Origin of the sequence: Roseateles sp. (assembly GCF_052436255.1) — a bacterium.
Taxonomy (GTDB): Bacteria; Pseudomonadota; Gammaproteobacteria; order Burkholderiales; family Burkholderiaceae_C; genus Pelomonas.
In genome coordinates this window covers 13,873-34,530 of the sequence record NZ_JBQVNP010000044.1, presented here as the reverse complement: position 1 = coordinate 34,530, position 20,658 = coordinate 13,873, and the positions used below count along the sequence as shown (strand labels likewise).

At 68.6% G+C, this 20,658-nt stretch carries 22 protein-coding genes; 8 read left to right on the top strand and 14 right to left on the bottom strand.

Annotation, left to right across the window (positions count from 1 at the left end):
* Positions 1-225 (top strand): hypothetical protein (locus ACT6S0_RS12420; RefSeq protein ID WP_444764136.1); only part of this gene is annotated, 225 nt, incomplete at its 5' end.
* Here ACT6S0_RS12420 and ACT6S0_RS12415 read toward each other — a convergent pair.
* Entirely contained in the window at positions 215-1,864 is a 1,650-nt protein-coding gene (locus ACT6S0_RS12415) for an alkaline phosphatase family protein (protein WP_444764135.1), read from the bottom strand. The two genes, ACT6S0_RS12420 and ACT6S0_RS12415, sit on opposite strands and share 11 nt — an antisense overlap.
* Positions 1,865-1,925: 61 nt before the next feature.
* Here ACT6S0_RS12415 and ACT6S0_RS12410 point away from each other — a divergent pair, with 61 nt between their 5' ends.
* The 3 genes from ACT6S0_RS12410 to ACT6S0_RS12400 all read left to right on the top strand — a co-directional run bounded on the left by ACT6S0_RS12410 (position 1,926) and on the right by ACT6S0_RS12400 (position 4,145).
* Positions 1,926-3,056 carry a hypothetical protein gene (locus ACT6S0_RS12410; protein WP_444764134.1) on the top strand — a complete coding sequence of 377 codons (1,131 nt, stop codon included), beginning with the start codon at positions 1,926-1,928 and terminating at the stop codon, positions 3,054-3,056.
* Positions 3,057-3,076: 20 nt separating this feature from the next.
* Positions 3,077-3,814 carry an enoyl-CoA hydratase/isomerase family protein gene (locus ACT6S0_RS12405; protein ID WP_444764133.1) on the top strand — a complete coding sequence of 246 codons (738 nt, stop codon included), beginning with the start codon at positions 3,077-3,079 and terminating at the stop codon, positions 3,812-3,814.
* A gap of 94 nt (positions 3,815-3,908) precedes the next feature.
* Entirely contained in the window at positions 3,909-4,145 is a 237-nt protein-coding gene (locus tag ACT6S0_RS12400; protein ID WP_056266878.1) for a hypothetical protein, read from the top strand.
* Positions 4,146-4,232: 87 nt separating this feature from the next.
* Here ACT6S0_RS12400 and ACT6S0_RS12395 read toward each other — a convergent pair whose 3' ends face one another.
* Positions 4,233-4,802 (bottom strand): thymidine kinase, encoded by a 570-nt coding sequence (locus tag ACT6S0_RS12395; RefSeq protein ID WP_444764132.1) that lies wholly within the window; start codon positions 4,800-4,802, stop codon positions 4,233-4,235.
* A gap of 168 nt (positions 4,803-4,970) precedes the next feature.
* On the opposite strand from ACT6S0_RS12395, the gene ACT6S0_RS12390 reads away from it, so the two are divergent.
* From ACT6S0_RS12390 to ACT6S0_RS12380, 3 genes are all read left to right on the top strand, one after another.
* A complete protein-coding gene (locus ACT6S0_RS12390; RefSeq protein WP_056266871.1) occupies positions 4,971-5,174 on the top strand; it encodes a hypothetical protein in 204 nt (67 codons plus the stop codon).
* A gap of 110 nt (positions 5,175-5,284) precedes the next feature.
* Positions 5,285-5,761 (top strand): MarR family winged helix-turn-helix transcriptional regulator, encoded by a 477-nt coding sequence (locus tag ACT6S0_RS12385; protein WP_444764131.1) that lies wholly within the window; start codon positions 5,285-5,287, stop codon positions 5,759-5,761.
* A complete protein-coding gene (locus ACT6S0_RS12380; protein ID WP_444764130.1) occupies positions 5,758-6,426 on the top strand; it encodes a GNAT family N-acetyltransferase in 669 nt (222 codons plus the stop codon). Before ACT6S0_RS12385 ends, ACT6S0_RS12380 begins: the two co-directional genes overlap by 4 nt.
* Here ACT6S0_RS12380 and ACT6S0_RS12375 read toward each other — a convergent pair.
* The 4 genes from ACT6S0_RS12375 to ACT6S0_RS12360 form a co-directional block, all read right to left on the bottom strand.
* The gene (locus tag ACT6S0_RS12375; protein ID WP_444764129.1) at positions 6,413-7,780 is read right to left on the bottom strand and encodes an efflux transporter outer membrane subunit; all 1,368 of its coding nucleotides are present in this window, start codon (positions 7,778-7,780) and stop codon (positions 6,413-6,415) included. The genes ACT6S0_RS12380 and ACT6S0_RS12375 overlap by 14 nt on opposite strands.
* Before the next feature lie 2 nt (positions 7,781-7,782).
* Positions 7,783-10,971 carry an efflux RND transporter permease subunit gene (locus tag ACT6S0_RS12370; RefSeq protein WP_444764128.1) on the bottom strand — a complete coding sequence of 1,063 codons (3,189 nt, stop codon included), beginning with the start codon at positions 10,969-10,971 and terminating at the stop codon, positions 7,783-7,785.
* 92 nt (positions 10,972-11,063) lie between these two features.
* Positions 11,064-12,287 carry an efflux RND transporter periplasmic adaptor subunit gene (locus ACT6S0_RS12365; RefSeq protein ID WP_444764127.1) on the bottom strand — a complete coding sequence of 408 codons (1,224 nt, stop codon included), beginning with the start codon at positions 12,285-12,287 and terminating at the stop codon, positions 11,064-11,066.
* Positions 12,288-12,307: 20 nt separating this feature from the next.
* Positions 12,308-13,096 carry an alpha/beta hydrolase fold domain-containing protein gene (locus ACT6S0_RS12360; protein ID WP_444764126.1) on the bottom strand — a complete coding sequence of 263 codons (789 nt, stop codon included), beginning with the start codon at positions 13,094-13,096 and terminating at the stop codon, positions 12,308-12,310.
* Positions 13,097-13,179: 83 nt separating this feature from the next.
* Here ACT6S0_RS12360 and ACT6S0_RS12355 point away from each other — a divergent pair, with 83 nt between their 5' ends.
* Positions 13,180-14,118 carry a LysR family transcriptional regulator gene (locus tag ACT6S0_RS12355; RefSeq protein WP_444764125.1) on the top strand — a complete coding sequence of 313 codons (939 nt, stop codon included), beginning with the start codon at positions 13,180-13,182 and terminating at the stop codon, positions 14,116-14,118.
* Here ACT6S0_RS12355 and ACT6S0_RS12350 read toward each other — a convergent pair.
* The 8 genes from ACT6S0_RS12350 to trpE form a co-directional block, all read right to left on the bottom strand.
* The gene (locus tag ACT6S0_RS12350; RefSeq protein WP_444764124.1) at positions 14,115-14,273 is read right to left on the bottom strand and encodes a hypothetical protein; all 159 of its coding nucleotides are present in this window, start codon (positions 14,271-14,273) and stop codon (positions 14,115-14,117) included. The genes ACT6S0_RS12355 and ACT6S0_RS12350 overlap by 4 nt on opposite strands.
* Positions 14,274-14,406: 133 nt before the next feature.
* Complete coding sequence (locus ACT6S0_RS12345) at positions 14,407-15,093, bottom strand: uracil-DNA glycosylase (protein WP_444764123.1); 687 nt, start codon at positions 15,091-15,093, stop codon at positions 14,407-14,409.
* The gene (gene trpC, locus ACT6S0_RS12340; RefSeq protein ID WP_444764122.1) at positions 15,090-15,881 is read right to left on the bottom strand and encodes an indole-3-glycerol phosphate synthase TrpC; all 792 of its coding nucleotides are present in this window, start codon (positions 15,879-15,881) and stop codon (positions 15,090-15,092) included. Before trpC ends, ACT6S0_RS12345 begins: the two co-directional genes overlap by 4 nt.
* Positions 15,881-16,915 carry an anthranilate phosphoribosyltransferase gene (trpD, locus tag ACT6S0_RS12335; RefSeq protein WP_444764121.1) on the bottom strand — a complete coding sequence of 345 codons (1,035 nt, stop codon included), beginning with the start codon at positions 16,913-16,915 and terminating at the stop codon, positions 15,881-15,883. Before trpD ends, trpC begins: the two co-directional genes overlap by 1 nt.
* A gap of 1 nt (position 16,916) precedes the next feature.
* On the bottom strand, positions 16,917-17,420 hold the full coding sequence (locus ACT6S0_RS12330; RefSeq protein WP_444764120.1) for a DinB family protein: 504 nt from the start codon (positions 17,418-17,420) through the stop codon (positions 16,917-16,919).
* Between the two features lie 2 nt (positions 17,421-17,422).
* Positions 17,423-18,385: a low-specificity L-threonine aldolase gene (gene ltaE / locus ACT6S0_RS12325; RefSeq protein ID WP_444764137.1), complete on the bottom strand. Its 963-nt coding sequence runs from the start codon at positions 18,383-18,385 to the stop codon at positions 17,423-17,425.
* 83 nt (positions 18,386-18,468) lie between these two features.
* Entirely contained in the window at positions 18,469-19,053 is a 585-nt protein-coding gene (locus tag ACT6S0_RS12320; RefSeq protein ID WP_444764119.1) for an anthranilate synthase component II, read from the bottom strand.
* Positions 19,054-20,544, bottom strand: a complete 1,491-nt coding sequence (trpE, locus tag ACT6S0_RS12315) for an anthranilate synthase component I (protein ID WP_444764118.1) — start codon at positions 20,542-20,544, stop codon at positions 19,054-19,056. It abuts the gene before it with no gap.
* Positions 20,545-20,658: the final 114 nt, after the last annotated feature.

Sequence of the window (20,658 nt, the reverse complement as noted above, 5' to 3'; positions counted from 1 at the left end):
CCCCTGTCCATCGCGACACTTGCGGCCGACGCCGATCCTGCCGAACTGTTGGCCCGCATCCGCGGCGAAGACGGCTGCTTGAGGCTGCAGGATGGCCGGCTGCTTGTCATGCTGCCGTCCACCGGCCCGGCTCAGGCTGCGGCGCTGGGCGGCCGGCTGGGCGCGACCGGCTTGACCGAGGCCGTCTGGGGCGAGTCCGCGGAGGCCTTGTTGGCTAGGGTTTGAGTCCGAGGTCGCGGCCTTGGGACTGGGCCGGCGCGGGCAGGCCAGCGAGGGCGGCCAGCGTCGGCGCCAGGTCGGCCACTTCGGCGCGCGCCTTGACTTCGCCCCGGCCGACATAGCCCGGGCCCCAGAACATCAGCGGCACGTGGGTGTCGTAGTCGTAGGGGCTGCCATGCGTGCTGCCGCCCGGACGGTAGCTGACGATCCAGTTGGGCTTGAGCACGACCTGCAATTGCGCGGCGCGCGTCGGATCGAAGGACTTGCGCATTGCCTCCAGATACGGCGTTGACGCGTCGGCCCCCAACAGCTGCTCGCGCGTGAAGACCGTGGCCACGCCGGGTAGCTTCAGCAGTTCCTCGCGGGCGGCGGCCTGCACATTGGCGTAGTTCAGGCCACGCGCGGCCGCAAGCTGGTCGTCGAGCAGGAGGCCGGCCGCAGAGAAGTTGCGCGCCAGCTTGTCGACACCGAACTTCGCTGCCAGCGCCGCGTTCACAGTGGCCAGCGACGGGCTGCCATGGAAGCGACCCGCGTCGCGGCCCTGGCTGCTGGCCCATTCCGGCGTGTCGCTGAAACCATGGTCGGACGTCAGCGCCAGCACGTAGTTGCCCGCGCCCACCTGTTTGTCGAGGAACTGGAAGAACCCATGCAGGTGGCGGTCCAGATGCAGCACATGGTCATGCGAGAGCCGCGACTCGGGACCGAAAGCGTGGTTGATGTAGTCATGGCTGGACAGGCTGACCGACAGGATGTCCTGCAGGCCGCGCTGGCCCAGCTTCTCGTTCGTGACGGCGGCGCGGGCGAAGGCAAGCGTCAGCTCGTCGGCAAAGGGTGTGGCCACCAGGCCGCCGTAGAAGCGCGGTCCCGGGCTGTCCATCTTGTCGCCGATGATGGCGGGCAGCCTGTTGCCGTTGCCGCTGGCGACCTGCCAAGGCTGGCCATCGGGCGAGGACCGCGCATAGGCGGCTTCAGGCAGGAGCGGCGCCCAGGTCTTCCTGAAGAAGGCGTCGGCCGGTTTGGCCGCGTTGAAGTCCCTCACCCATTGCGGCAGTTTGGCCATGTAGTAAGTGCTGGACGAGAAGCTGCCAGACTCGCCCATGTACATATATGCCGTGCCCAGGTGCCCGGCCGGCAGGATGGCGCCGCGGTCCTTGCCGGAGATGGCGATGACCTTGGACTCGGGCGTGCGCGTGCGCAGCACGTCGCCGAGCGTCTCGACCTTGAGGTTGCGCGGGCTGGTGCCGGACAGCGGCGCCGTGGGGTTGTCGAGGTAGGTGTGGGCGGTGTCGCCGGTGTTGTAGACCGGCTCGCCGGTGGCCGGATCGCGCCATTCGTTGCTGATGATGCCGCTGCGCTGTGGATGGGCACCACTGAGCATGACCGCGTGGCCGGACGCCGTCACCGTGTGGCCGTGGCTGTAGTGGGCATCCGCGAACCAGCGGCCACGGTCCAGCAAGCGTGCCAGGCCATCGGGCGCGAGCTGGTCGCGGTAGCCGGTGACCTGACGCATTGGCAGGCCGTCGATGACGACGAGGACGATCAGCTTGGGACGTTGCGGCGCCGTGTCGGGAGGCGCCATGGTCGAGCAGGCGGACAGGGTGCTGGCCAGGGCCAGGCTCAACAGGCAACGGCGGGTATGCAACATGACGTGTTTATGACGGTGGATGCGCGAGCTTACGTCGTCACAATGCTTCGGCTTGCAAACCATGGCCCAGCCCGACCCCTTCGATCCCACCCACGCCCTGGACGGCTGGCGTGTGCCCGCACCGCCGGCCGTCGATCTCGCGCTGAAGCTTGATTCGCTGCGGCCCGCCAGCCGTCGCGCGCCGAACGAAGTCGATACAAGGCTCGTCATGCCCCGTGCCGAACGCGAGGCTTTCGATTCCACGCATGCGCTCGATGGCTGGCGGGCACCCAGCCTCCCGCCGCTGGATCTGAAGCTGAATCCCTTGCTGCGCGCGGGCGGCGCGAAGCTCGACGATGCCAAGAAGGCCTGGGTGAAGGCGCGGGGTTACGAGATGCAGGACGTGGAAGACATCGAGGTCGCCGAAAAGCGTCCGTTGCCTGCCCGCATTGAGGTGGCTGAAGCACCTGCACTGTCGCCCGCGGCGATGGTTGCGGGCGGCCCGATTGAGCCACCCGCCCCCGAGGCGATGCCGCAGTCTCTGAACGAAGCTGCCGATCAAGCTGAGGTAGCGGCAGCGCCTGTCCCCGTGGACGGCGAGGCGCCCGTGCTGGACTTCCGCGCTGAGCCGCCGCCAGCCGCGCCGGATCTGCTGCGAGTCATCGGCGAGGTGAAGCTGCCCCATGTGCCCCGGCCGCCCGTGGTCGTCGAAGCGCCGGTGCTGGAACTCCCGGCCGCCCCGAACCGTCCGGCGCGCGACCCGCGGCTGCTTTCCCGCTGGCAGCCGCTGGCCTGGACGGCGCTGGCGCGCCGCGTCAGGGGCGCGACCACCGAGGTGGTGCAGACGCCCGACGGGCCGCTGGTCCAAACGCACATGCCGCAATGGCTGTGCGCGCTGTGGCGGCCGCAAAGCGTCGACGCACCGCTGCTCGGCCGCTGGCCGGAGCTTGCCGGCCTCATTGGTGCAGACACGGTGTTTGGCGCCTTGCACCAGCTGCTGGCCGAGCTGCCGCCGCGGGCGCAGATCTGGTCGGCGGGGCTGGAAGCGGACTGGGTGCTGGTCGCGGAACTTGTCCTGCACCAGGACGCCGGCCTGCGCCTTGTCCATGCCCAGGCACTGCGCGAGCTGATCGATGCCGAGCGCAGCGCCAGCCTCGCGCGGGTGAATGGCCACTATGCCGCCAAGGGCGGCGTCGTGCGGCGGCGCGTGTGAGCAGCGGCCAGGCGCCTCTGTTGGAGATCGACGCCGGCGTCGCACGCATCACGCTGCGTCGGCCGCGCCAGGCCAACCGCCTGACCGTCGACGACCTGGCCACTCTTGGGGGCCTGGTCGAGTCGGTCAACGCCGACGAGACCGTGCGCGTGCTCGTGCTGCGCGGCGAGGGCAGGCATTTCTGCAGTGGCTTCGACCTCGGCGCGCTCGGCGCCGTCGACGCGGGTGCGCGCTTCTGTGCACTGGCCGATGCGCTGGAGGCGGCGCGGCCAATCACGATTGCCCGGCTGCACGGCGGCGTCTACGGCGGTGCAGCAGACCTCGCGCTGGCCTGCGACTTCCGCCTTGGCGTGCCGGCCGTCGAGATGTTCGTGCCCGCGGCGCGCATCGGCCTGCATTTCTACGCGGGCGGGTTGGCCCGCTTCGTCAATCGCCTCGGCCTGGCCACGGCCAAGCAGGTGCTGCTGGCCGGTCGCACCTTGGATGCGGCGGCACTGCTCGGCTGCGGCTACCTCGACCAGCTCCTGCCCGACGTCGGCGCGCTGGACGCGTCGGTGGCGGCGCTGACGGCCGAACTGCTGGCCATGGCGCCGTTGGCGCTGTTGCCGATGAAGCAGCATCTCAATGGGATAGCCGCGGGGCGGCTGGACCTGACCAGGCTCGCGGCTGACATCCGGCGGGCGCGCGATTCGAACGATCTGGTCGAGGGCCAGGCCGCTTGGGCGGGCAAGAGAACGGCTAATTTCAAGGGGTGTTGAAAGCCCTAGGCCAGGGTATTGGCCATATGGTGGAAAATACAGGGTCTGCGCCGCCCGGCGCTACCCCTTCACAACACTCTTCGACAGGACCAGCGTGGCCAAAGAAACCACCAAGACCACCATCGAAGCGGATGGTCTGCGCTACCGCTCCAAAGCCCCGGGCTCGCCGTTCGCGGCGACCTCTTCTTTCGGCGCAGCAACGATGTCTTGCTTCCTTTGCGGCAAGCACCGCCCGCGCGCGATGCTCAAGTCCAAGAAGCTCCTGGGCAAGTCGCAGCCCGTATGTTCGCCGTCCTGCAAGGAGCTGGACGCGCAGATCGCGGCCAAGTAAGTCGCCCCCGGCCCCACCGATCAGGCGGGGCTGACCTCCTAGGCGACATGCACCGAGCAAAGGCGGCCGTGGGCCGCCTTTGCTTTTCTATCCTTGCCGGAAGCAGCGGCCGCAGACGGAGCGATAGCGCGCGTTGCCGCCGATCTCCACCTGCGCGCCTTCGGTGACCTTGCGGTTGTTGGCGTCCACACGCATGTTCATCGTCGCCTTGCGGCCGCAGTCGCAAATCGTCTTCATCTCGTCCATCTCGTCGGCCAGCGCCAGCAGCGTGGCCGAGCCGGGGAAGAGTTCGCCCTGGAAGTCGGTGCGCAGGCCGTAGCAGATGGCCGGCAGGTTGCGCAGATGGGCCATCTCATGGAGTTGCTGCACCTGCCGCTTGGTCAGGAACTGCGCTTCGTCGATGAGGATGCAGGCGATGCCGGGGCCGGCTTCATTTGCGCCTAGCAAGGCCAGAAAGTCGGTGCTGGCATCGAACTGCTCCGCCTCGCGCTGCGGCCCTAGGCGCGACGTGACGAAGCCGCAGCCGTAACGGTCATCCAGGCGCGCCGTGAAGATGCGCACGCGGTGCCCGCGCTCCTCGTAGTTGTGCGCCACCTGCAGCAGCGCGGTGGACTTGCCGGCGTTCATCGCCGCATAACGGAAAAAGAGCTTGGCCATGGGGTGTTCGGAAGCGGGGCCGCATTGTCCTTGCTGCCCGACCCCGCAGATCGGGGCAGGGAAACCCCGTGGTTATCGGCCGTTTGGGCCGACAACCACGGGCTTGCGAGATGGTTTTGTCATCTTCCTCGTGCGTCAATTCATCTTTCGTCTTGACCTGTCTGAAGAATGAGCAAAGACACCGTCACCGCGGTCCGCCAGGATGGCTTGCGCTACCAGTCGAAAATCGGCGGTTCGCCCTTCCTCGGCAGCGGCCACACCCGCTCCTGCTTCAAATGCGGCAAGCACCGCGCGCCGGCCAGCCTTCAGTCCATCCGGCTGCTGGGCCGCAACGAGGTCGTCTGCAAGCCCAACTGCAAGACGCTGCCTTAGTCGGCGAACGCGCCCGCCCGCCTTGGCGCGGCCCCGCTATCCGCGCAATCCATTGACGAACTCCCCGCCATTGCATAGCATGCTATGCATATCGGCTTGCGGGATTCACTGTGATCGAAGATGTCGTCAAGGAGCTGGGCCACCTGAGCCTGGGCACGCGGCTCAGGCGCCTGGGTGAGACGCTGCAGGCACAGACCCAGTCGGTGCTGGCGGCGCATGGCTTCGAGCAGCCGGCCGCCTACTTTCCGCTGCTCGCGGCGCTGGACCGGCTTGGACCGCTGAGCGTCGGCGAGCTGAGCCAGGCGGTGGGCGTCAGCCAGCCCGTCATCACGCGTTCGCTGCGCGGGCTGGAGGACGATGGCCTGGTCGGCTCTGAAACCTCTGAAGCAGACCGCCGCGTGCGTCGCATTGCACTCAGCCGCAAGGGTCGAGGCCTCGTTCAGCGTGCGCAGCGCGAGGCCTGGCCGGCCATCGAGGCGGCCGTGGCCCAGGCCTGCGCAGCGCTGAGCGGCGACCTGCTCAGCCAGCTCACCGCGCTCGAAGACGCGCTGGTCGAAGCGCCGCTGCTGCAGCGCGTGCAGCCATGAACGCACTCGACCGGCCCGTCTGGGCCAGCCTTGCGCAGCAGCCGCAATGGGGCATCGGCGACGAGCGGGCGCGGCGCTTCAAGCCGGACATCAATCGCTTTGCGGCCACGCCCGACGACGGCGTGGAGAGCCTCGAAGCATTGACCGAACTCCTGCAGCGCGGCGACGGTTTCGCCTATCTGGTTCAGGCCCCGCGCATCGTCGTGCCGCACGGTCTCGAAGCCGTCAAGCAAGCGCAGGGCGTGCAGATGCTGGCGACGTGCCGGCTTGAAACTGACGAAGACCTGCGGCCACTCGGCGAGGCCGATGCGGCGGACATGCTGGCGCTTGCCACGTTGACCGAGCCCGGGCCGTTCTTGCCGCGCACGCACACCATGGGCCGCTTTGTCGGCCTGCGCGTCGACGGGTGCCTCGTCGCCATGGCCGGCGAGCGGATGCGCTTTGCTGGTCACGTCGAGCTCAGCGGCGTCTGCACGCATCCCGACTTCCGTGGGCGCGGCCTCGCGCGGCGCTTGTCTGCGGCCGTGACGGCCGAGATCCAGCGGCGCGGCGAGCAGCCCTTCCTGCACGCCTGGGCGACGAACACCGTCGCGATTGCGCTCTACGAAAGCCTGGGCTTCGAAGTGCGTTCGACGGTGAACGTCGCGATGCTCAAGCGCCGGTAGCCCAGCCCCCACCGAGGGCGCGGATCAGGCCGACCGTGGTCTGGTACTGCGCCGAGCGGACCTGCAGCGCGGCGCGCCTGTTGGCGAGCTCGCTGCGGCGTGCGTCCAGCAGCTCCAGCTGGCTGACCAGGCCGTTGCGGTAGCGCGTGTCGGACAGGCGCAGAGCCTGGCTCGCAGCGCTGACGGCCCGGGCGTTCGCTTCACCCTGGGCCCGCAGCAGGGTCAGCGCGCCGAGCTGGTCTTCCACCTCCTTCAGCGCCAGCAGGAACTGCTCGCGAAAGGCGATTGCCGAGCCGTCGAGCTGGGCCCTGGCGGCTTGGACGCCGGCCTCGCGGCGGCCACCATCAAAGATCGGCAAGGCCGCCAGCAGACCGATGCCCCAGGTGCTGGCGCCGCTCCTGAGCAGGTTGGACAGCTCGCTGGACGCGCCGCCGCCCTGGGCCGTCAGCGCCAGGCTGGGCCACCAGGCGGCCTGGGCGACGCCGACGCGGGCCTTTGCCGCCTGTAGCTGGCTGCGCGCTGCGGCGAGGTCGGGACGGCGCTGCAGCAGTTCGCTGGGCAGTCCTGCCGGCACGGCGGGCAGGGCGGTCGCCCACGTGGCCGGTACGAGCCGAAAGCTGGACGCCGCCTCACCCAGCAGCACCGCCAGCGCCGTCTCCAGTTCGAGGCGGCGCCGCTCCAGCGCCAGCGCCTCGGCCTCGTTGGCGGCCAGCTCGGCCTGCACGCGGGCCACGTCCAGGTCGGCCACGTCGCCGGCCCGGGCGCGCTTCTCGGTCAGCGACAGGGTTTCGCCATAGGCGGCAACCGTGCCTGCGACGATCTCGCGCTCGGCGTCGAGTGCTCGCAGTGCCAGGTAGCTGCGGGCCACATTGGCCTGCACCAGCAGGCGCGCGTCGGCCAGCAGCTGCTCGCGGGCTTGCACGTCCAGCGCTGAGGCGTTGCGCTCGTGCAGCAGGCGGCCGCCCAGGTCCAGCTCGTAGGCCAGGTCCAGGCCGGCGCTGTACCGCGTGATGGCTCGCGCGCCGGGGTCGGCAGCGCGGCCGGCACCGGCGGCCACGCCGACTTGCGGCAGCCGAGAGGCCTCGGCGCTGCCCAGCACGGCGCGGGCCTGCGCCAGCCGGTTGGCGGCAGCCTGCACGCTGGTGTTGGCCGCCATTGCACGGCCGACGAGCTCGTCCAGCACGGGGTCAGCGAAGCTCTGCCACCAGCTGGCGGTCAGCGCAGTTGCGTCGTTCGCGGCCGTGGTCTTGTAGGCGCCGGGTGCCAGGGGCAGCGGGGCCGGGTCGACGGAGCCGACCGACGCGCAACCCGCCAGCAGCAGCGCTGCAAACAGTGGAGTCAGGTTCAGTTTCATGATCACTCTCCTTGCGGGATGGCGGCCGGATGCGCGACCTGCCCGCCGTGATGGCGCAGCGGTGCGTTGCCGGTCAGGCGGCGCACGATGACGTAGAACAGCGGGGTCAGGAACAGGCCGAACAGCGTCACGCCGATCATTCCGGCGAACACCGCGATGCCCATGGCCTGGCGCATCTCGGCGCCGGCGCCGGTGCTCAGCACCAGCGGCAGCACGCCCATGACGAAGGCCATCGACGTCATCAGGATGGGCCGCAGCCGCAGGCGTGCCGCCTCCAGCGCGGCCTGCACCGGCGTGCGGCCGGCAAATTCCAGCTCGCGGGCGAACTCGACGATAAGAATCGCGTTCTTGGCGGATAGACCGACCAACACAATCAAGCCGATCTGCGTGAACACGTTGTTGTCGCCACTGCTCAGCCAGACCCCGCCCATCGCCGCCAGCAGGCCCATGGGCACGATCAGCAGGATGGCGATAGGCAGAGTCAGGCTTTCGTACTGGGCGGCCAGCACCAGGAAGACCAGCAGGATGGCCAGCGGGAAGACCCAGGCGCCTGAATTGCCAGCGATCTTTTCCTGGTAGGTCAGGTCGGTCCATTCGAAGCCGACGCCCGGTGGCAGCGTCTCGGCGGCAATGCGCTCCACCGCAGCCTGGGCCTGGCCCGACGAGAAGCCGGGTGCGGCGCCGCCGTTGATGTCGGCGGCCAGGAAGCCGTTGTAGCGCATGGCACGCTCCGGCCCGAAGCTGGGCAACACCTTCATCACCGCAGACAGCGGCACCATCTCGCCCGTGTTTGAGCGCACCTTCAGCGCGCCGATGTCTTCGGCTCGCGCGCGGTAGGCGGCATCGGCCTGCACGCGGACCGAATAGGTGCGGCCGAACTGGTTGAAGTCGTTCACGTACAGGCTGCCGAGGTAGATCTGCATCGTGTCGAACACGTCCGTCACGGCCACGCCGAGCTGGCGGGCGCGGGTACGGTCGAGGTCGGCGAACAGCTGCGGCACGTTGACCTGGTAGCTGGAGAACAGGCCGGCGAGTTCCGGCGTGGTGCCGGCCTTGGCCATGAAGGCCTTGACCGCCTGGTCCATCACCTCGTAGCCCACGCCGCCGCGGTCCTGCAGCTGCAGCTTGAAGCCACCCGTCGTGCCCAGGCCTTGCACGGGCGGCGGCGGGAACATGACGATGAAGGCGTCCTCGATGGCGCCGTACTGCCCGTTCAGCGAACCGGCAATCGCGCCAGCCGACAGGTCCTTGGTCTTGCGCTCCGCGAAAGGTTTGAGCGTGGCGAAGACGATGCCCGAACTGGAGCTGTTGGTGAAACCGTTGATGGACAGGCCGGGGAAGGCCACCGCGTGCTCGACACCCGGGGTCTTCAGCGTGATGTCGGTCATGCGGCGGATGACGTCCTCGGTGCGGTCCAGCGTGGCGCCGTCGGGCAGCTGGGCGAAGCCGATCAGGTATTGCTTGTCCTGGCCCGGCACGAAGCCGCCGGGCACGGCCTTGAACAGGCCGGTCGTGGCCGCCACCAGCGCCAGGTAGATGACCATCATCAGCGCCTTGCGCGACATCAGCGTCTTCACGCCGCTGCCGTACTTCTCGGAGCTGCTGGCGAACAGGCGGTTGAAGCCGGCGAAGAAGCGGCCGAAGACCTTGTCCATGCCGCGCGTCAGCGCGTCCTTGGGCGCGTCGTGGCCCTTCAGCAGCAGCGCGGCCAGGGCGGGCGAGAGTGTCAGCGAGTTGATCGCCGAGATCACCGTCGAGATGGCGATGGTCAGCGCGAACTGCTTGTAGAACTGGCCTGTCAGGCCGGTGATGAAGGCCAGCGGCACGAACACCGAGATCAGCGTCAGCGCGATGGCGATGATGGGGCCGGAGACCTCACGCATCGCCTGGTAGGTCGCGTCGCGTGGCGACAGGCCGGAGGCGATGTTGCGCTCCACGTTCTCGACCACGACGATGGCGTCGTCGACGACGATGCCGATGGCCAGCACCAGGCCGAACAGGCTCAGCGCGTTGATCGAGAAACCGAAGCCGTGCATGACGGCGAAGGTGCCGACGATGGACACCGGCACGGCCAGCAGCGGGATGATGGACGCGCGCCAGGTCTGCAGGAACAGGATGACGACCAGCACGACCAGCGCGACCGCTTCCAGCAGCGTGTGGATGACGGACTCGATGGAGGCGCGCACGAACTGCGTCGGGTCGTAGACGATGGTGTAGTCCACGCCCTCGGGCATGGCGGCCTTCAGCTCTTCCATCGTGGCGCGCACGTTCCTGGAGATGTCGAGCGCGTTGCCGCCGGGAGCCTGGAAGACCGGCACCGCGACGGCGGGCTTGTTGTCCAGCAGAGAGCGCAGCGCGTATTCGCTGGCGCCCAGTTCCAGGCGCCCCAGGTCACGCAGCCGCGTGACCGCTCCGTTGGCACCGCTCTTGACGATGATGTCGCCAAACTCCTCGACCGACGTCAGCCGGCCTTGCGCATTGACGGACAGCTGCAGGTCGATGCCCTGCAGCCCCGGCGACGCGCCCACCACGCCGGCCGCCGCCTGCACGTTCTGGCTGCGGATGGCGGCCACCACGTCACTCGCCGACAGGCCGTGCTCGGCCACCTTCTGCGGGTCCAGCCAGACGCGCATCGAGTAGTCGCCTGCGCCGAACAACTGCACCTGGCCGACGCCCTGGATGCGCGCCTGGCGGTCCTTGACATTGAGCAGCGCGTAGTTGCGCAGATAGGTCATGTCGTAGCGGTCGTTGGGCGAGGTCAGGTGCACGACCATGGTCAGGTCGGGGCTGCTCTTGACCGTCGTCACGCCCAGGCGCTTGACCTCCTCGGGCAGGCGCGCCTCGGCCTGCGAGACCCGGTTCTGCACCAGTTGCTGGGCCTTGTCGGGGTCGGTGCCGAGCTTGAAGCTGACGGTCAGCGTCATCAGGCCGTCGGTGGTCGCCTGGCTGCTCATGTAGAGCATGTCCTCGGTGCCGTTGATGGCCTCTTCCAGTGGCGTGGCCACCGTCTCGGCGATGACCTTGGGGTTGGCGCCGGGGTACTGCGCGCGCACGACGACCGAGGGCGGCACGACGTCGGGATACTCCGAGATCGGCAGCGCGCGGATCGACAGCAGGCCGCCGATGAAGATCAGCAGCGACAGCACGCCCGCGAAGATGGGGCGGTCGATGAAGAACTTGGAGAGGTTCATTTTTCTTCTTTCTGAAGGCAAAGCCTTCCCCGCAGGCCGGTCAGAGGCGGCCTGGTCGCAGGGCTTGCTACGGAGGGTGGAGCGGCGCTAGGTCAGGACGCCTTGGCTGCAAGCTTGGCTTGCAACTCGGGCTTGGCGTCCATCGCCACGTCTTTCGGTGCCAGCACGGTACCGGGTCGCACGCGCTGCACGCCGCCAACGACGACACGCTCGCCGGCCTTCAGCCCGCTGGTCACGACGCGCAGGCCGTTCACGTTGGCGCCCAGCGTCACCGGCCGCCATTCGGCCTGGTTGCCTTTGCCCACGACGATGACGTAGCGCTTGTCCTGGTCGGTGCCGACGGCGCGCTCGTTGACGAGCAGCGCCGCCTCGTTCCTGGCCTGGCCCAGGCGCAGCTTGGCGAACTGACCCGGCATCAGCGCGCCGTCCTTGTTGTCGAACACGGCACGCACGCGCAGCGTGCCGCTCCTGGCGTCCACCTGGTTGTCGATGAGCTGCAAGCGGCCGGTGGTGGACCTGTCTTCCACAGTTCCGCTGCCCGCCAGCATCTCGACCGGAATGCGCTCGATGCCGCGCCGCTCGGCGGCGCCGTTAGGCAATGACGCCAGCGCTTCACGCACGACTTTCTCGTCGGCATCGAAGCTGGCGTAGATGGGGCTGACCGATACCAGCGTCGTCAGCACCGGCGCGCCGGCACCGGCGGCGACCAGGTTGCCCTGCGTGACCTCGATCTTGCCGACACGGCCCGCCACCGGCGCGCGCACCTGCGTGTAGCCCAGGCTCAGCTGCGCCGACTGCAGCGCGGCCTGGGCTGCGCGCAGGTTGGCGGCGGCCTCGCGGGCGGCGTTGTCCTTCTCGTCGAACTCGCGGCGCGCCACGGCGCGGTCTTCCCACAGGGCCTTGGCGCGCTGCGCCTCACTGTGCGAATAGGTCACGCGCGCCTGCGCGGCGGCCACCTGGGCTTCAAAGCGCGCGACTTCGGCCTGGTAGGGCGCGGGATCGATGGTGACGAGCAGGTCGCCCGCCCTCACCAGGCTGCCCTCGCGGAAGTGGACCGCCTGCACGGCGCCCGACACGCGGGCCCGCACGTCCACGCGCTCCACGGCTTCGAGCCGACCGGAGAACTCGTTCCAGGCGGCCACGTCCTGGCTGAGAACTTGAGCCACGGAGACCGGCGTGGCCGGCGGCGCGGCGGGACCGGCATTGGCCAGCGCGGGCTGGCCAAACTGCGCGAAGCCGACAGCGCCGAGGCCGGCCAGAGCAATGGCGCCGACGATGAAGCCAAGGCGGCGGTTGAAGCGAGGGTTGGATGGCATTTCGATTTCTCCCGGGGTTTTCAAGCAGAAGGCGGTGACACAGCCCGGCCGGCGGCCTGGCTCAGGAATTCATGGATGGCGGCCAGCACATAGCCGGGCGCCAAGGCCGGCAACGTCAGCTCCTTGGCGGCGCCGCCGTGCTCACGCAGCGCAGCGGCATAGCGGCGGGCTTCATCGTTGAGCGGGTGGCCGGCGACGCTGAGGATCAGCGCCGGCGCCAGGCCGGACAGGCGGCTGGCGTTCAGCGGCGCGGCATAGGGATGGTCGGCGCGGGTGCTGCCACCCAGGTAGGCCTGCCAGCCCTTGGCATAGATGCATTCGCAATGGCCGCATTCGCCTTCGCGCATCGACGCGCTGCCAAGCTGCGGGTCCAGCATCGGCGCGATCAGCAACTGCCCTGCCAGGTGGGGTGCCCGCTGGTCGCGTGCCATCAGCGCCAGCGCAGCGGCCAGGTTGCCGCCAGCTTCCTCGCCGGCGACGAAGAGGGCGGTTTGCGCGCTGCTGGTCAGCTTGGCCGGCTTGGCGGCCAAGGCCTGCAGGGCTTCGAAGGCGGCGCTCAGGCCGGTGGGAAAGGGATGCTCGGGTGCGAGCGGGTAATCCAGCGAGACGACATCGGCACCCGCCTCGGCCAGCATCTCGCTGCGCGCACGTGCCGATTCAAGCGAGCCGCTCGTGAAGCTGCCGTCATGCAGGAAGAGCACCAGGGCCCGTGCGCCGCCATCCAGCGGCCGGCGTGCAGCGTAGACCTGGGCCACGAGACCCGGCGCGGGGCCCAGGAGCAAAGTGGTGGGGGCGGCGAACTTGTCCATGGGGCGAAAGATAGAGATCAACGGCCTAGGGATAAACGGGGATGAAAGTGACTCACTTTTCCCCAACCTGGAACAATCGCCGCATGGACCGACTCTCCGCTATGCAAGCCTATGTCCGGGTCGTCGAGGCCGGCACCTTCACCAAGGCGGCCGACTCGCTGGACCTGCCCAAGGCCACCGTCACCCGCCTGATCCAGACGCTGGAATCGCACCTGCGCACCAAGTTGCTGAACCGCACGACGCGGCGCGTCACGGTCACGCCCGATGGCGCTGCCTACTACGAGCGCGCGATGCGGCTGCTGGGCGACCTGGAAGAACTCGAAGGCAGCATGAGCCAGGCGCGCGTGACGCCGCGCGGGCGCATCCGCATCGATGTGCCGGGCGTGGTGGGCCGGGAAATGATCATCCCGGCGCTGCCGGACTTCTATGCCCGCTACCCGGACATCCAGATCGAGCTCGGCGTCAGTGACCGCACGGTGGACTTGATCAGCGACAACATCGACTGCGTGATCCGCGGCGGCGAGTTGACCGACCAGAGCCTGGTGGCGCGCCGCATCGGCGAGTTCCACATCGTCACCTGCGCCACGCCAGAGTACCTGCGCCGCCATGGCACGCCGGCCCATCCGTTGGAGCTGGGCCAGGCGCCGCATCGCATGGTGGGCTACTTCTCGGCGCGCAGCGGCAAGCTGCTGCCGGACAGCTTCCGGCGCGATGACGAGGTGGTGGATGTCGTCGGCAACCACGTCATTGCCGTCAATGACGCCAGTGGTTATCTCAATGCGGGCCTGGCCCATCTGGGGGTCATGCAGCTGACCTGTTTCATGGCCGCGCCGCTGATCAAGAGCGGCGCGCTGGTGCGCATCCTGGACGAGTGGCAGTGCGACGCCATCCCTGTGCATGTCGTCTATCCGCCCAACCGCCACCTCAGCAGCAAGCTGCGCGTCTTCGTTGACTGGGTGGTGGAATTGCTCGGCCAGTCATCGACTGCCGGCATGAAGATTCGCTGCGGCCTGTCGGCTTAGGCTTCTTCGGAGGTCGCGGTGGCCACAACTGCCGGGCCGACAGCCTCGATCGCCGGGGCGGGCGCGCTGATCGCCAGCACCAGGCCGGCGGCCAGCGCCGTGACGGCAGTCGCGGCGGTGATGAGCGAGAAAAAGGACCGGGTGCTGTTGTTCATGGTGACTCTCCTGGCCAGCACCGCGAAGGAGTGCCGACAGGTTGTCACTTTAGGAATTGCACGCCGCGGGAAAAAGCGGGCGCAGCAGAACGGCGAATTGCGCGCGGCGGAACAATCCGCGCCTGACGACGACTCAGGCCTGGCGAGGCGAAACGCGGCCCCGCTCTTCCAGCCAGGCCTTGGCCGTCGAGAAATGCCCGCAGCCGATGAAGGGCCGCGGTGGCTTGAGCGCGGACAGCGGCGACGGGTGGTTGGCCTTGAGCACGAGGTGATCCTGCCGGGCCGCCTCGATCAGCGGCGCCTTGGCCTGGGCATAGCTGCCCCAGAGCATGAAGACCTTCGGCGCCGGGTCCTCGGCGGCGGCCTTGATGAGGGCGTCGGTCAATGCCTCCCAGCCCTTGTTGGCGTGGCTGGCGGCTTGCCCGTCTTCCACCGTCAGCACGGCGTTCAGCAGCAGCGTGCCGCCTTCGGCCCAGCGCACCAGGCTGCCATTGGGCGGGAAGGGCTTGCCAAGGTCGCGCTGGATCTCCTTGAAGATATTGCGCAGGCTGGGCGGCAGCGGCACGCCCTCGGGCACGCTGAAGCTCAGGCCCTCGGCCTGGCCGGGGCCGTGGTAGGGGTCCTGGCCGAGGATGACGACGCGGGTGCTGGCCAGTGGCGTCAGCGTCAACGCGCGTAGCGGTTCGGGCGGGTAGATGGTGGCGCCGGCTGCACGGCGCTCGGCCAGATAGGCCAGCAGCTTCTGGCCCACGGGGCTGGCGGCCCAGGCGTCGACGACCGGGCGCCAGTCGGTGTCCGGCAGACGCAGCGGGAAGTTCATGCGAACAGTGTCGCCAGCGCCTGGCCCGGATCGGGCGCTCGCATGAAGGCCTCGCCGACGAGGAAGGCGTGCACGTTGGCGTCACGCATGCGCTTCACGTCGGCCGCGCCGAGGATGCCGGATTCGGTCACCAGCAGCCGGTCCGCCGGCACGCGCGGCAGCAGCCCCAGCGTCGTCTCCAGCGTCACGTCGAAGGTGCGCAGGTTGCGGTTGTTGATGCCGACCAACGGCGTCTTCAATTTCAGCGCGCGGTCCAGTTCGTCGCCGTCGTGCACTTCGACCAGCACGTCCATGCCCAGCGCATGCGCGGCGGCTTCGAGGTCGGCCATCTGCGAGTCGGCCAGGCAGGCAGCGATCAGCAGGATGCAGTCCGATCCAATAGCGCCGGCCTGCATGACCTGGTATTCGTCCACCATGAAGTCCTTGCGCAGCACCGGCAGTTCGCAGGCGGCGCGCGCTTCCTGCAGATAGGCGATGGAGCCCTGGAAGAAGCGCTCGTCCGTCAGCACACTCAGGCAGGCGGCGCCATTGCGCGCGTAGGTCTCGGCGATCACGGCCGGCTTGAAGTCCTCGCGCAGCACGCCCTTGCTGGGGCTGGCCTTCTTGATCTCGGCAATGACCGCCGCGCGGCCGGCCGCGATGCTGGCGCGCAGAGAGCGCTCGAAGCCCAGGCGCTCGGGCTTGCGGGCCTCGGCCTCCTCACGTTGCGACGCTAGCGAGCGCTTGAGCTTGGCAGCCGCGATCTCGTCCCGCTTGACCTCGACGATGCGGTTCAGGATGTCGCTCATCAGCTTTCCCCCAGGTGCTGAGTCTGCTTGACGAAGGCATCCAGCTTGGCACGCGCCGCGCCGCTGTCCAGCGCCGCGCGCGCGCGCGCGATGCCGTCGGCCAATGTCGGCGCCACGTTGGCGGCATACAGCGTCGCACCGGCGTTCAGCAGCACGATGTCGCGCGCCGGGCCGGGGTTGCCGTCGAGCACGCCGACCAGCATTTCGCGCGACTGCTCCGGGTTCTCGACCTTGAGGCTGCGGTTGCTGGCCATGGCCATGCCGAAGTCCTCGGGGTGGATCTCGTACTCGCGCACGGCGCCGTTGCGCAGCTCGCCGACCAGCGTCGTTGCGCCCAGCGAGATCTCGTCCATGCCGTCCTTGCCGTAGACGACCAGGGCGTGCTCGGCGCCCAGGCGCTGCAGCACGCGCACCTGGATGCCGACCAGGTCGGGGTGGAAGACGCCCATCAGGATGTTGGGCGCGCCGGCCGGGTTGGTCAGCGGGCCCAGGATGTTGAAGATGGTGCGCACACCCAGCTCGCGGCGCACCGGCGCGATGTTCTTCATCGCCGGGTGGTGGTTGGGCGCGAACATGAAGCCGATGCCGCATTCGTCCAGGCAGGCGGCCACCGCGCGCGGGGCGAGCTGGATGTTGGCGCCCAGGGCCTCCAGCACGTCGGCGCTGCCGGTCTTGCTGCTGACACTGCGGTTGCCATGCTTGGCGACCTGGGCGCCGGCCGCCGCGGCGACGAACATCGAGCAGGTGGAGATATTGAAGCTGTGCGCGCCGTCGCCGCCGGTGCCGACGACGTCGACCAGATGGGGCAGCGGCCCCAGCGGCACCTTGTTGGACAGCTCGCGCATGACCTGCGCGGCGGCGGTGATCTCGCCGATGGTTTCCTTCTTCACGCGCAGGCCGGTCAGCAGGGCCGCGGCGATGACGGGCGACATCTCGCCGGCCATGATGCGGCGCATCAGCGTCAGCATCTCGTCGTGGAAGATCTCGCGGTGCTCGATGACGCGGGTCAGGGCTTCGGTGTCGGTGATGGGCATGTCAGACCTCGGATCGGCGCTGGGGTTCTTGCTGGTGCAGGTAGCGGGTGAACAGGTCGCGTGGTGGCGGCTGGTCGACCTGCTTCATCAGCATGCCGACATTGCCGCGGTGGTGGCTGCCATGGTGGATGACATGGGCCAGGACCTCCTCGCGGCTCATGCGGCCGGCGTCGCCGTCGGTGAAGCGAAAGCTCAGCACTTCCTCGAACTGCTCGGGTGCCAGCGCGCGCACATAGTCGACATACCAGCCGTCCACCTGTTCGACCGAGGTGCGCAGTTCGTCCAGCGTCGGCGTGGCCGCGGTGTTGCTGGCCGTGAAGGCGTGCGGCTCGCCGCGCAGGTGGGCGGCAAAGATGCGGTCCACCGTGTGGATGTGGTTGAGGGTGCGGATGGCGATGTGGCGGTTGTCGGGCGACAACGGTGCGCCGGCCAGCGCTGCGAAGAACTCGCGGTTGATGGCGGCCTTTTGTTCGTACAGCGCGGTGAGCAGCGTGGATGTGGACACGATCAAGCCTCCGTCAGGAACTCGCGGGCCGCCGCGATGGCGTGGTCGACGCCTGCGGCATCGACGTCCAGATGAGTCACAAAGCGCAGGCCGATCAAGCCGGTCGCCAGCACGCCGCAAGACTTCAGGTGTTCCAGCAGCGCCGGCGTGCGACCGTCGCTGACCTGGGCAAAGACGATATTCGTCTGCGGTGGCGTGACCGTGACACCCGGCAGTGCGGCCAGGCCGTCTGCCAGGCGCCTGGCCAGCGCATGGTCATCGGCCAGGCGCTCGACGTGATGGGTCAGTGCATGGTCGGCCGCCGCAGCCAGCAGGCCGACCTGGCGCAGACCACCGCCGACCATCTTGCGGATGCGGTGGGCGCGGGCGATCAGCTCGCGCGAGCCCACCAGCATCGAGCCGATGGGCGCGCCCAGGCCCTTGCTGAAGCAGATGGAGACCGAGTCGAAATCACGCGCCAGCTGGGCCACCGATTGACCGGACGCGACTGCCGCATTGAACAGCCGGGCGCCGTCCAGGTGCGTGGCCAGCCCGCGCGAGTGGGCCAGCTCGCACGCGTCAGCCACGTAGGCGGCCGGCAGCACATTGCCACCCCAGGTGTTCTCCAGCGCCAGCAGCCGCGTACGCGCGAAGTGCGGGTCGTCGGGCTTGATGGCCGCGGCGATGTCTTCGAGCCGGATCGTGCCGTCGGGCTGATTGGGCAGCGGCTGGGGCTGGATGCTGCCCAGCACGGCCGCACCACCACCTTCGTAGCGGTAGGTGTGTGCAAGCTGGCCGACGAGGTATTCGTCCCCGCGGCCGCAATGGGCCAGCAGCCCGCAGAGGTTGCTCTGCGTGCCGCTGGGCATGAAGAGGGCGGCCTCCTTGCCGAGCAGCGCGGCGACGCGCTCCTGCAGAGCGTTGACGGTGGGGTCGTCGCCAAAGACATCGTCGCCGACCTTGGCTACCTTGATCGCCTCCAGCATGGCCGGCGTCGGCTTGGTGACCGTGTCGCTGCGCAGGTCGACAACGGCGCTGCCGCCGCTGCCCGAGGACGGCGCGTAGTCGCTCACGCCCTCAACTCCAGGAAGTTGCGCAGCATCGCGTGGCCGTGCTCGCTGAGGATGGACTCGGGGTGGAACTGCACGCCCTCGCAGGGCGTAGCGGTGCCGGCCAGTTCGCGGTGGCGCACGCCCATGATCTCGCCGTCCTCGCTGCGCGACGTGATCTCCAGCACCGCCGGGCGCGTCGCTTCCTCGATGACCAGGGAGTGGTAGCGGATGACGCTGAACTCCTTGGGCAGGCCCGTGTAGACGCCGCGCTGGTCGGTCGTGATCGTGCTGGCCTTGCCATGCATCTGGCGCTGCGCGCGGATGATCTTGCCGCCCAGCGCCTGGCCCATGGCCTGGTGGCCCAGGCACACGCCCAGCAGCGGCTTCTTGCCGATGAAGTGCTGAATGGCTTCGACGCAGACGCCCGCCTCGGTGGGCGTGCAGGGGCCGGGCGAGAAGACGATGTGATCCGGGTCCAGCGCTGCCATCTCGGCGACGCTGATCTCGTCGTTGCGCACCACCTTCACGTCGGCGCCCAGTTCACCGAAGTACTGGACGATGTTGAAGGTGAAGCTGTCGTAGTTGTCGATCATTAGCAGCATTTAGAAGCCCTCCTCGACGAGTTCAGCGGCGCGCAAAAGCGCTCTGGCTTTGGCTTCGGTTTCGTGCCACTCAAGCTCTGGAACGGAATCCGCAACGACCCCCGCCGCCGCCTGCACATAAAGCATGCCGTTCTTGATGATGCCGGTGCGGATGGCGATCGCCAGGTCCATGTCGCCGGCAAAGCTCAGGTAGCCGCAGGCGCCGCCGTAGATGCCGCGCTGCACGGGCTCCAGCTCGTCGATGAGCTCCATCGCGCGCACCTTGGGCGCACCCGTCAGCGTGCCGGCGGGGAAGGTGGCCTTGAGCACATCGAGCTGGCCGACCTCCTCTCGCAACGTCCCCTCGACGTTGGAGACGATGTGCATGACATGCGAGTAGCGCTCGATGGTGAAGGCCTGCGTCACCTTGACGCTGCCGGTGCGGGCGATGCGGCCGATGTCGTTGCGCGCCAGGTCGATCAGCATCAGATGCTCGGCGCGCTCCTTGGGATCGGCCTGCAACTCGGCTTCGAGTTCGATGTCTCGCTCGGGCGTCGCGCCGCGCGGGCGGGTGCCGGCCAGCGGGCGGATCGTGACCTTGCGGCTGCCGTCGCTCGCGTGTTCCTCGCGCACCAGGATCTCGGGGCTGGCGCCGACGATCTGGAAGTCGCCCAGGTCGTAGAAGTACATGTAGGGGCTGGGGTTCAGCGCCCGCAGCGCCCGGTACAGCGCAATCGGCTCTGCCTTGTAGGGCTTGGAGATGCGCTGGCCCACCTGCACCTGCATCAGGTCGCCGGCGGCGATGTACTCCTTGGCCTTGGCCACGGCGGCGAGGTAATCGGCCTTGGCGAAGGCGCGTGTCGGCGCGTGCGACTCGCTCCGCTGGACCTTGGGCACGCTGACCGAGTAGGTCAGCTTGTCGCGCAGCAGCGAGAGCTTCTTCTTGGCGCGGAAGTAAGCCTCGGGCTGGCGGGGGTCGGCCCAGACGATGAGGTAGAGCCGGCCCGACAGGTTGTCGATGACGGCGACTTCCTCGGACAGCAGCAGCACGATGTCAGGCGTGCCCAGGGACTCGCCCTTGTGGTCGCGGTCCAGGCGCTTCTCGATGGCGCGCACGGCCTCGTAGCCGAAGTAGCCGGCCAGGCCGCCGCAGAAGCGCGGCAGGCCGGCGGGGATGCGCGGCTTGATGCGCTCCTGGTAGGCGGCGATGAAGTCGAGCGGGTTGCCCTCGTGCGTCTCGACGATGGCGCCGTCGGTCAGCACTTCGCAACGCTGGCCCGTCGCGCGGATCAGCGTGCGCGCCGGCAGGCCGATGAAGGAGTAGCGACCGAAGCGCTCGCCGCCGACGACCGATTCGAGCAGGAAGCTGTTGCGGCACGGCCCCGAGCCGGGCGCGCAGAGCTTGAGGTAGAGGGACAGCGGGGTTTCGAGATCCGCAAAGGCCTCGCTGATCAGCGGGATGCGGTTGTAGCCCTCGGCGGCGAGGCTCTGGAATTCGAGTTCAGTGATCACGACACAAACCTTGAAAAGACAAGTTTCAGGGCTTGGCGTGCAGCCCGGTGGAGAACGGGCAACGCGAGAATAAGCGCGTCAGGGCGCGCCAAGCAGCATCAGTCGGCGGCGAAC

Coding starts and splice junctions, on each gene's coding strand:
- ACT6S0_RS12345 (WP_444764123.1), bottom strand. CDS start 15,093: ATGAACTTCCCGCTGCGTCTGCCGGACACCGACTGGCGCCCGGTCGTC.
- ACT6S0_RS12365 (WP_444764127.1), bottom strand. CDS start 12,287: ATGCCATCCAACCCTCGCTTCAACCGCCGCCTTGGCTTCATCGTCGGC.
- ACT6S0_RS12360 (WP_444764126.1), bottom strand. CDS start 13,096: ATGGACAAGTTCGCCGCCCCCACCACTTTGCTCCTGGGCCCCGCGCCG.
- ACT6S0_RS12390 (WP_056266871.1), top strand. CDS start 4,971: ATGAGCAAAGACACCGTCACCGCGGTCCGCCAGGATGGCTTGCGCTAC.
- ACT6S0_RS12395 (WP_444764132.1), bottom strand. CDS start 4,802: ATGGCCAAGCTCTTTTTCCGTTATGCGGCGATGAACGCCGGCAAGTCC.
- ACT6S0_RS12355 (WP_444764125.1), top strand. CDS start 13,180: ATGGACCGACTCTCCGCTATGCAAGCCTATGTCCGGGTCGTCGAGGCC.
- ACT6S0_RS12350 (WP_444764124.1), bottom strand. CDS start 14,273: ATGAACAACAGCACCCGGTCCTTTTTCTCGCTCATCACCGCCGCGACT.
- ACT6S0_RS12380 (WP_444764130.1), top strand. CDS start 5,758: ATGAACGCACTCGACCGGCCCGTCTGGGCCAGCCTTGCGCAGCAGCCG.
- ACT6S0_RS12320 (WP_444764119.1), bottom strand. CDS start 19,053: ATGCTGCTAATGATCGACAACTACGACAGCTTCACCTTCAACATCGTC.
- ltaE (WP_444764137.1), bottom strand. CDS start 18,385: ATGCTGGAGGCGATCAAGGTAGCCAAGGTCGGCGACGATGTCTTTGGC.
- ACT6S0_RS12375 (WP_444764129.1), bottom strand. CDS start 7,780: ATGAAACTGAACCTGACTCCACTGTTTGCAGCGCTGCTGCTGGCGGGT.
- trpC (WP_444764122.1), bottom strand. CDS start 15,881: ATGAGCGACATCCTGAACCGCATCGTCGAGGTCAAGCGGGACGAGATC.
- ACT6S0_RS12410 (WP_444764134.1), top strand. CDS start 1,926: ATGGCCCAGCCCGACCCCTTCGATCCCACCCACGCCCTGGACGGCTGG.
- ACT6S0_RS12370 (WP_444764128.1), bottom strand. CDS start 10,971: ATGAACCTCTCCAAGTTCTTCATCGACCGCCCCATCTTCGCGGGCGTG.
- trpD (WP_444764121.1), bottom strand. CDS start 16,915: ATGCCCATCACCGACACCGAAGCCCTGACCCGCGTCATCGAGCACCGC.
- ACT6S0_RS12415 (WP_444764135.1), bottom strand. CDS start 1,864: ATGTTGCATACCCGCCGTTGCCTGTTGAGCCTGGCCCTGGCCAGCACC.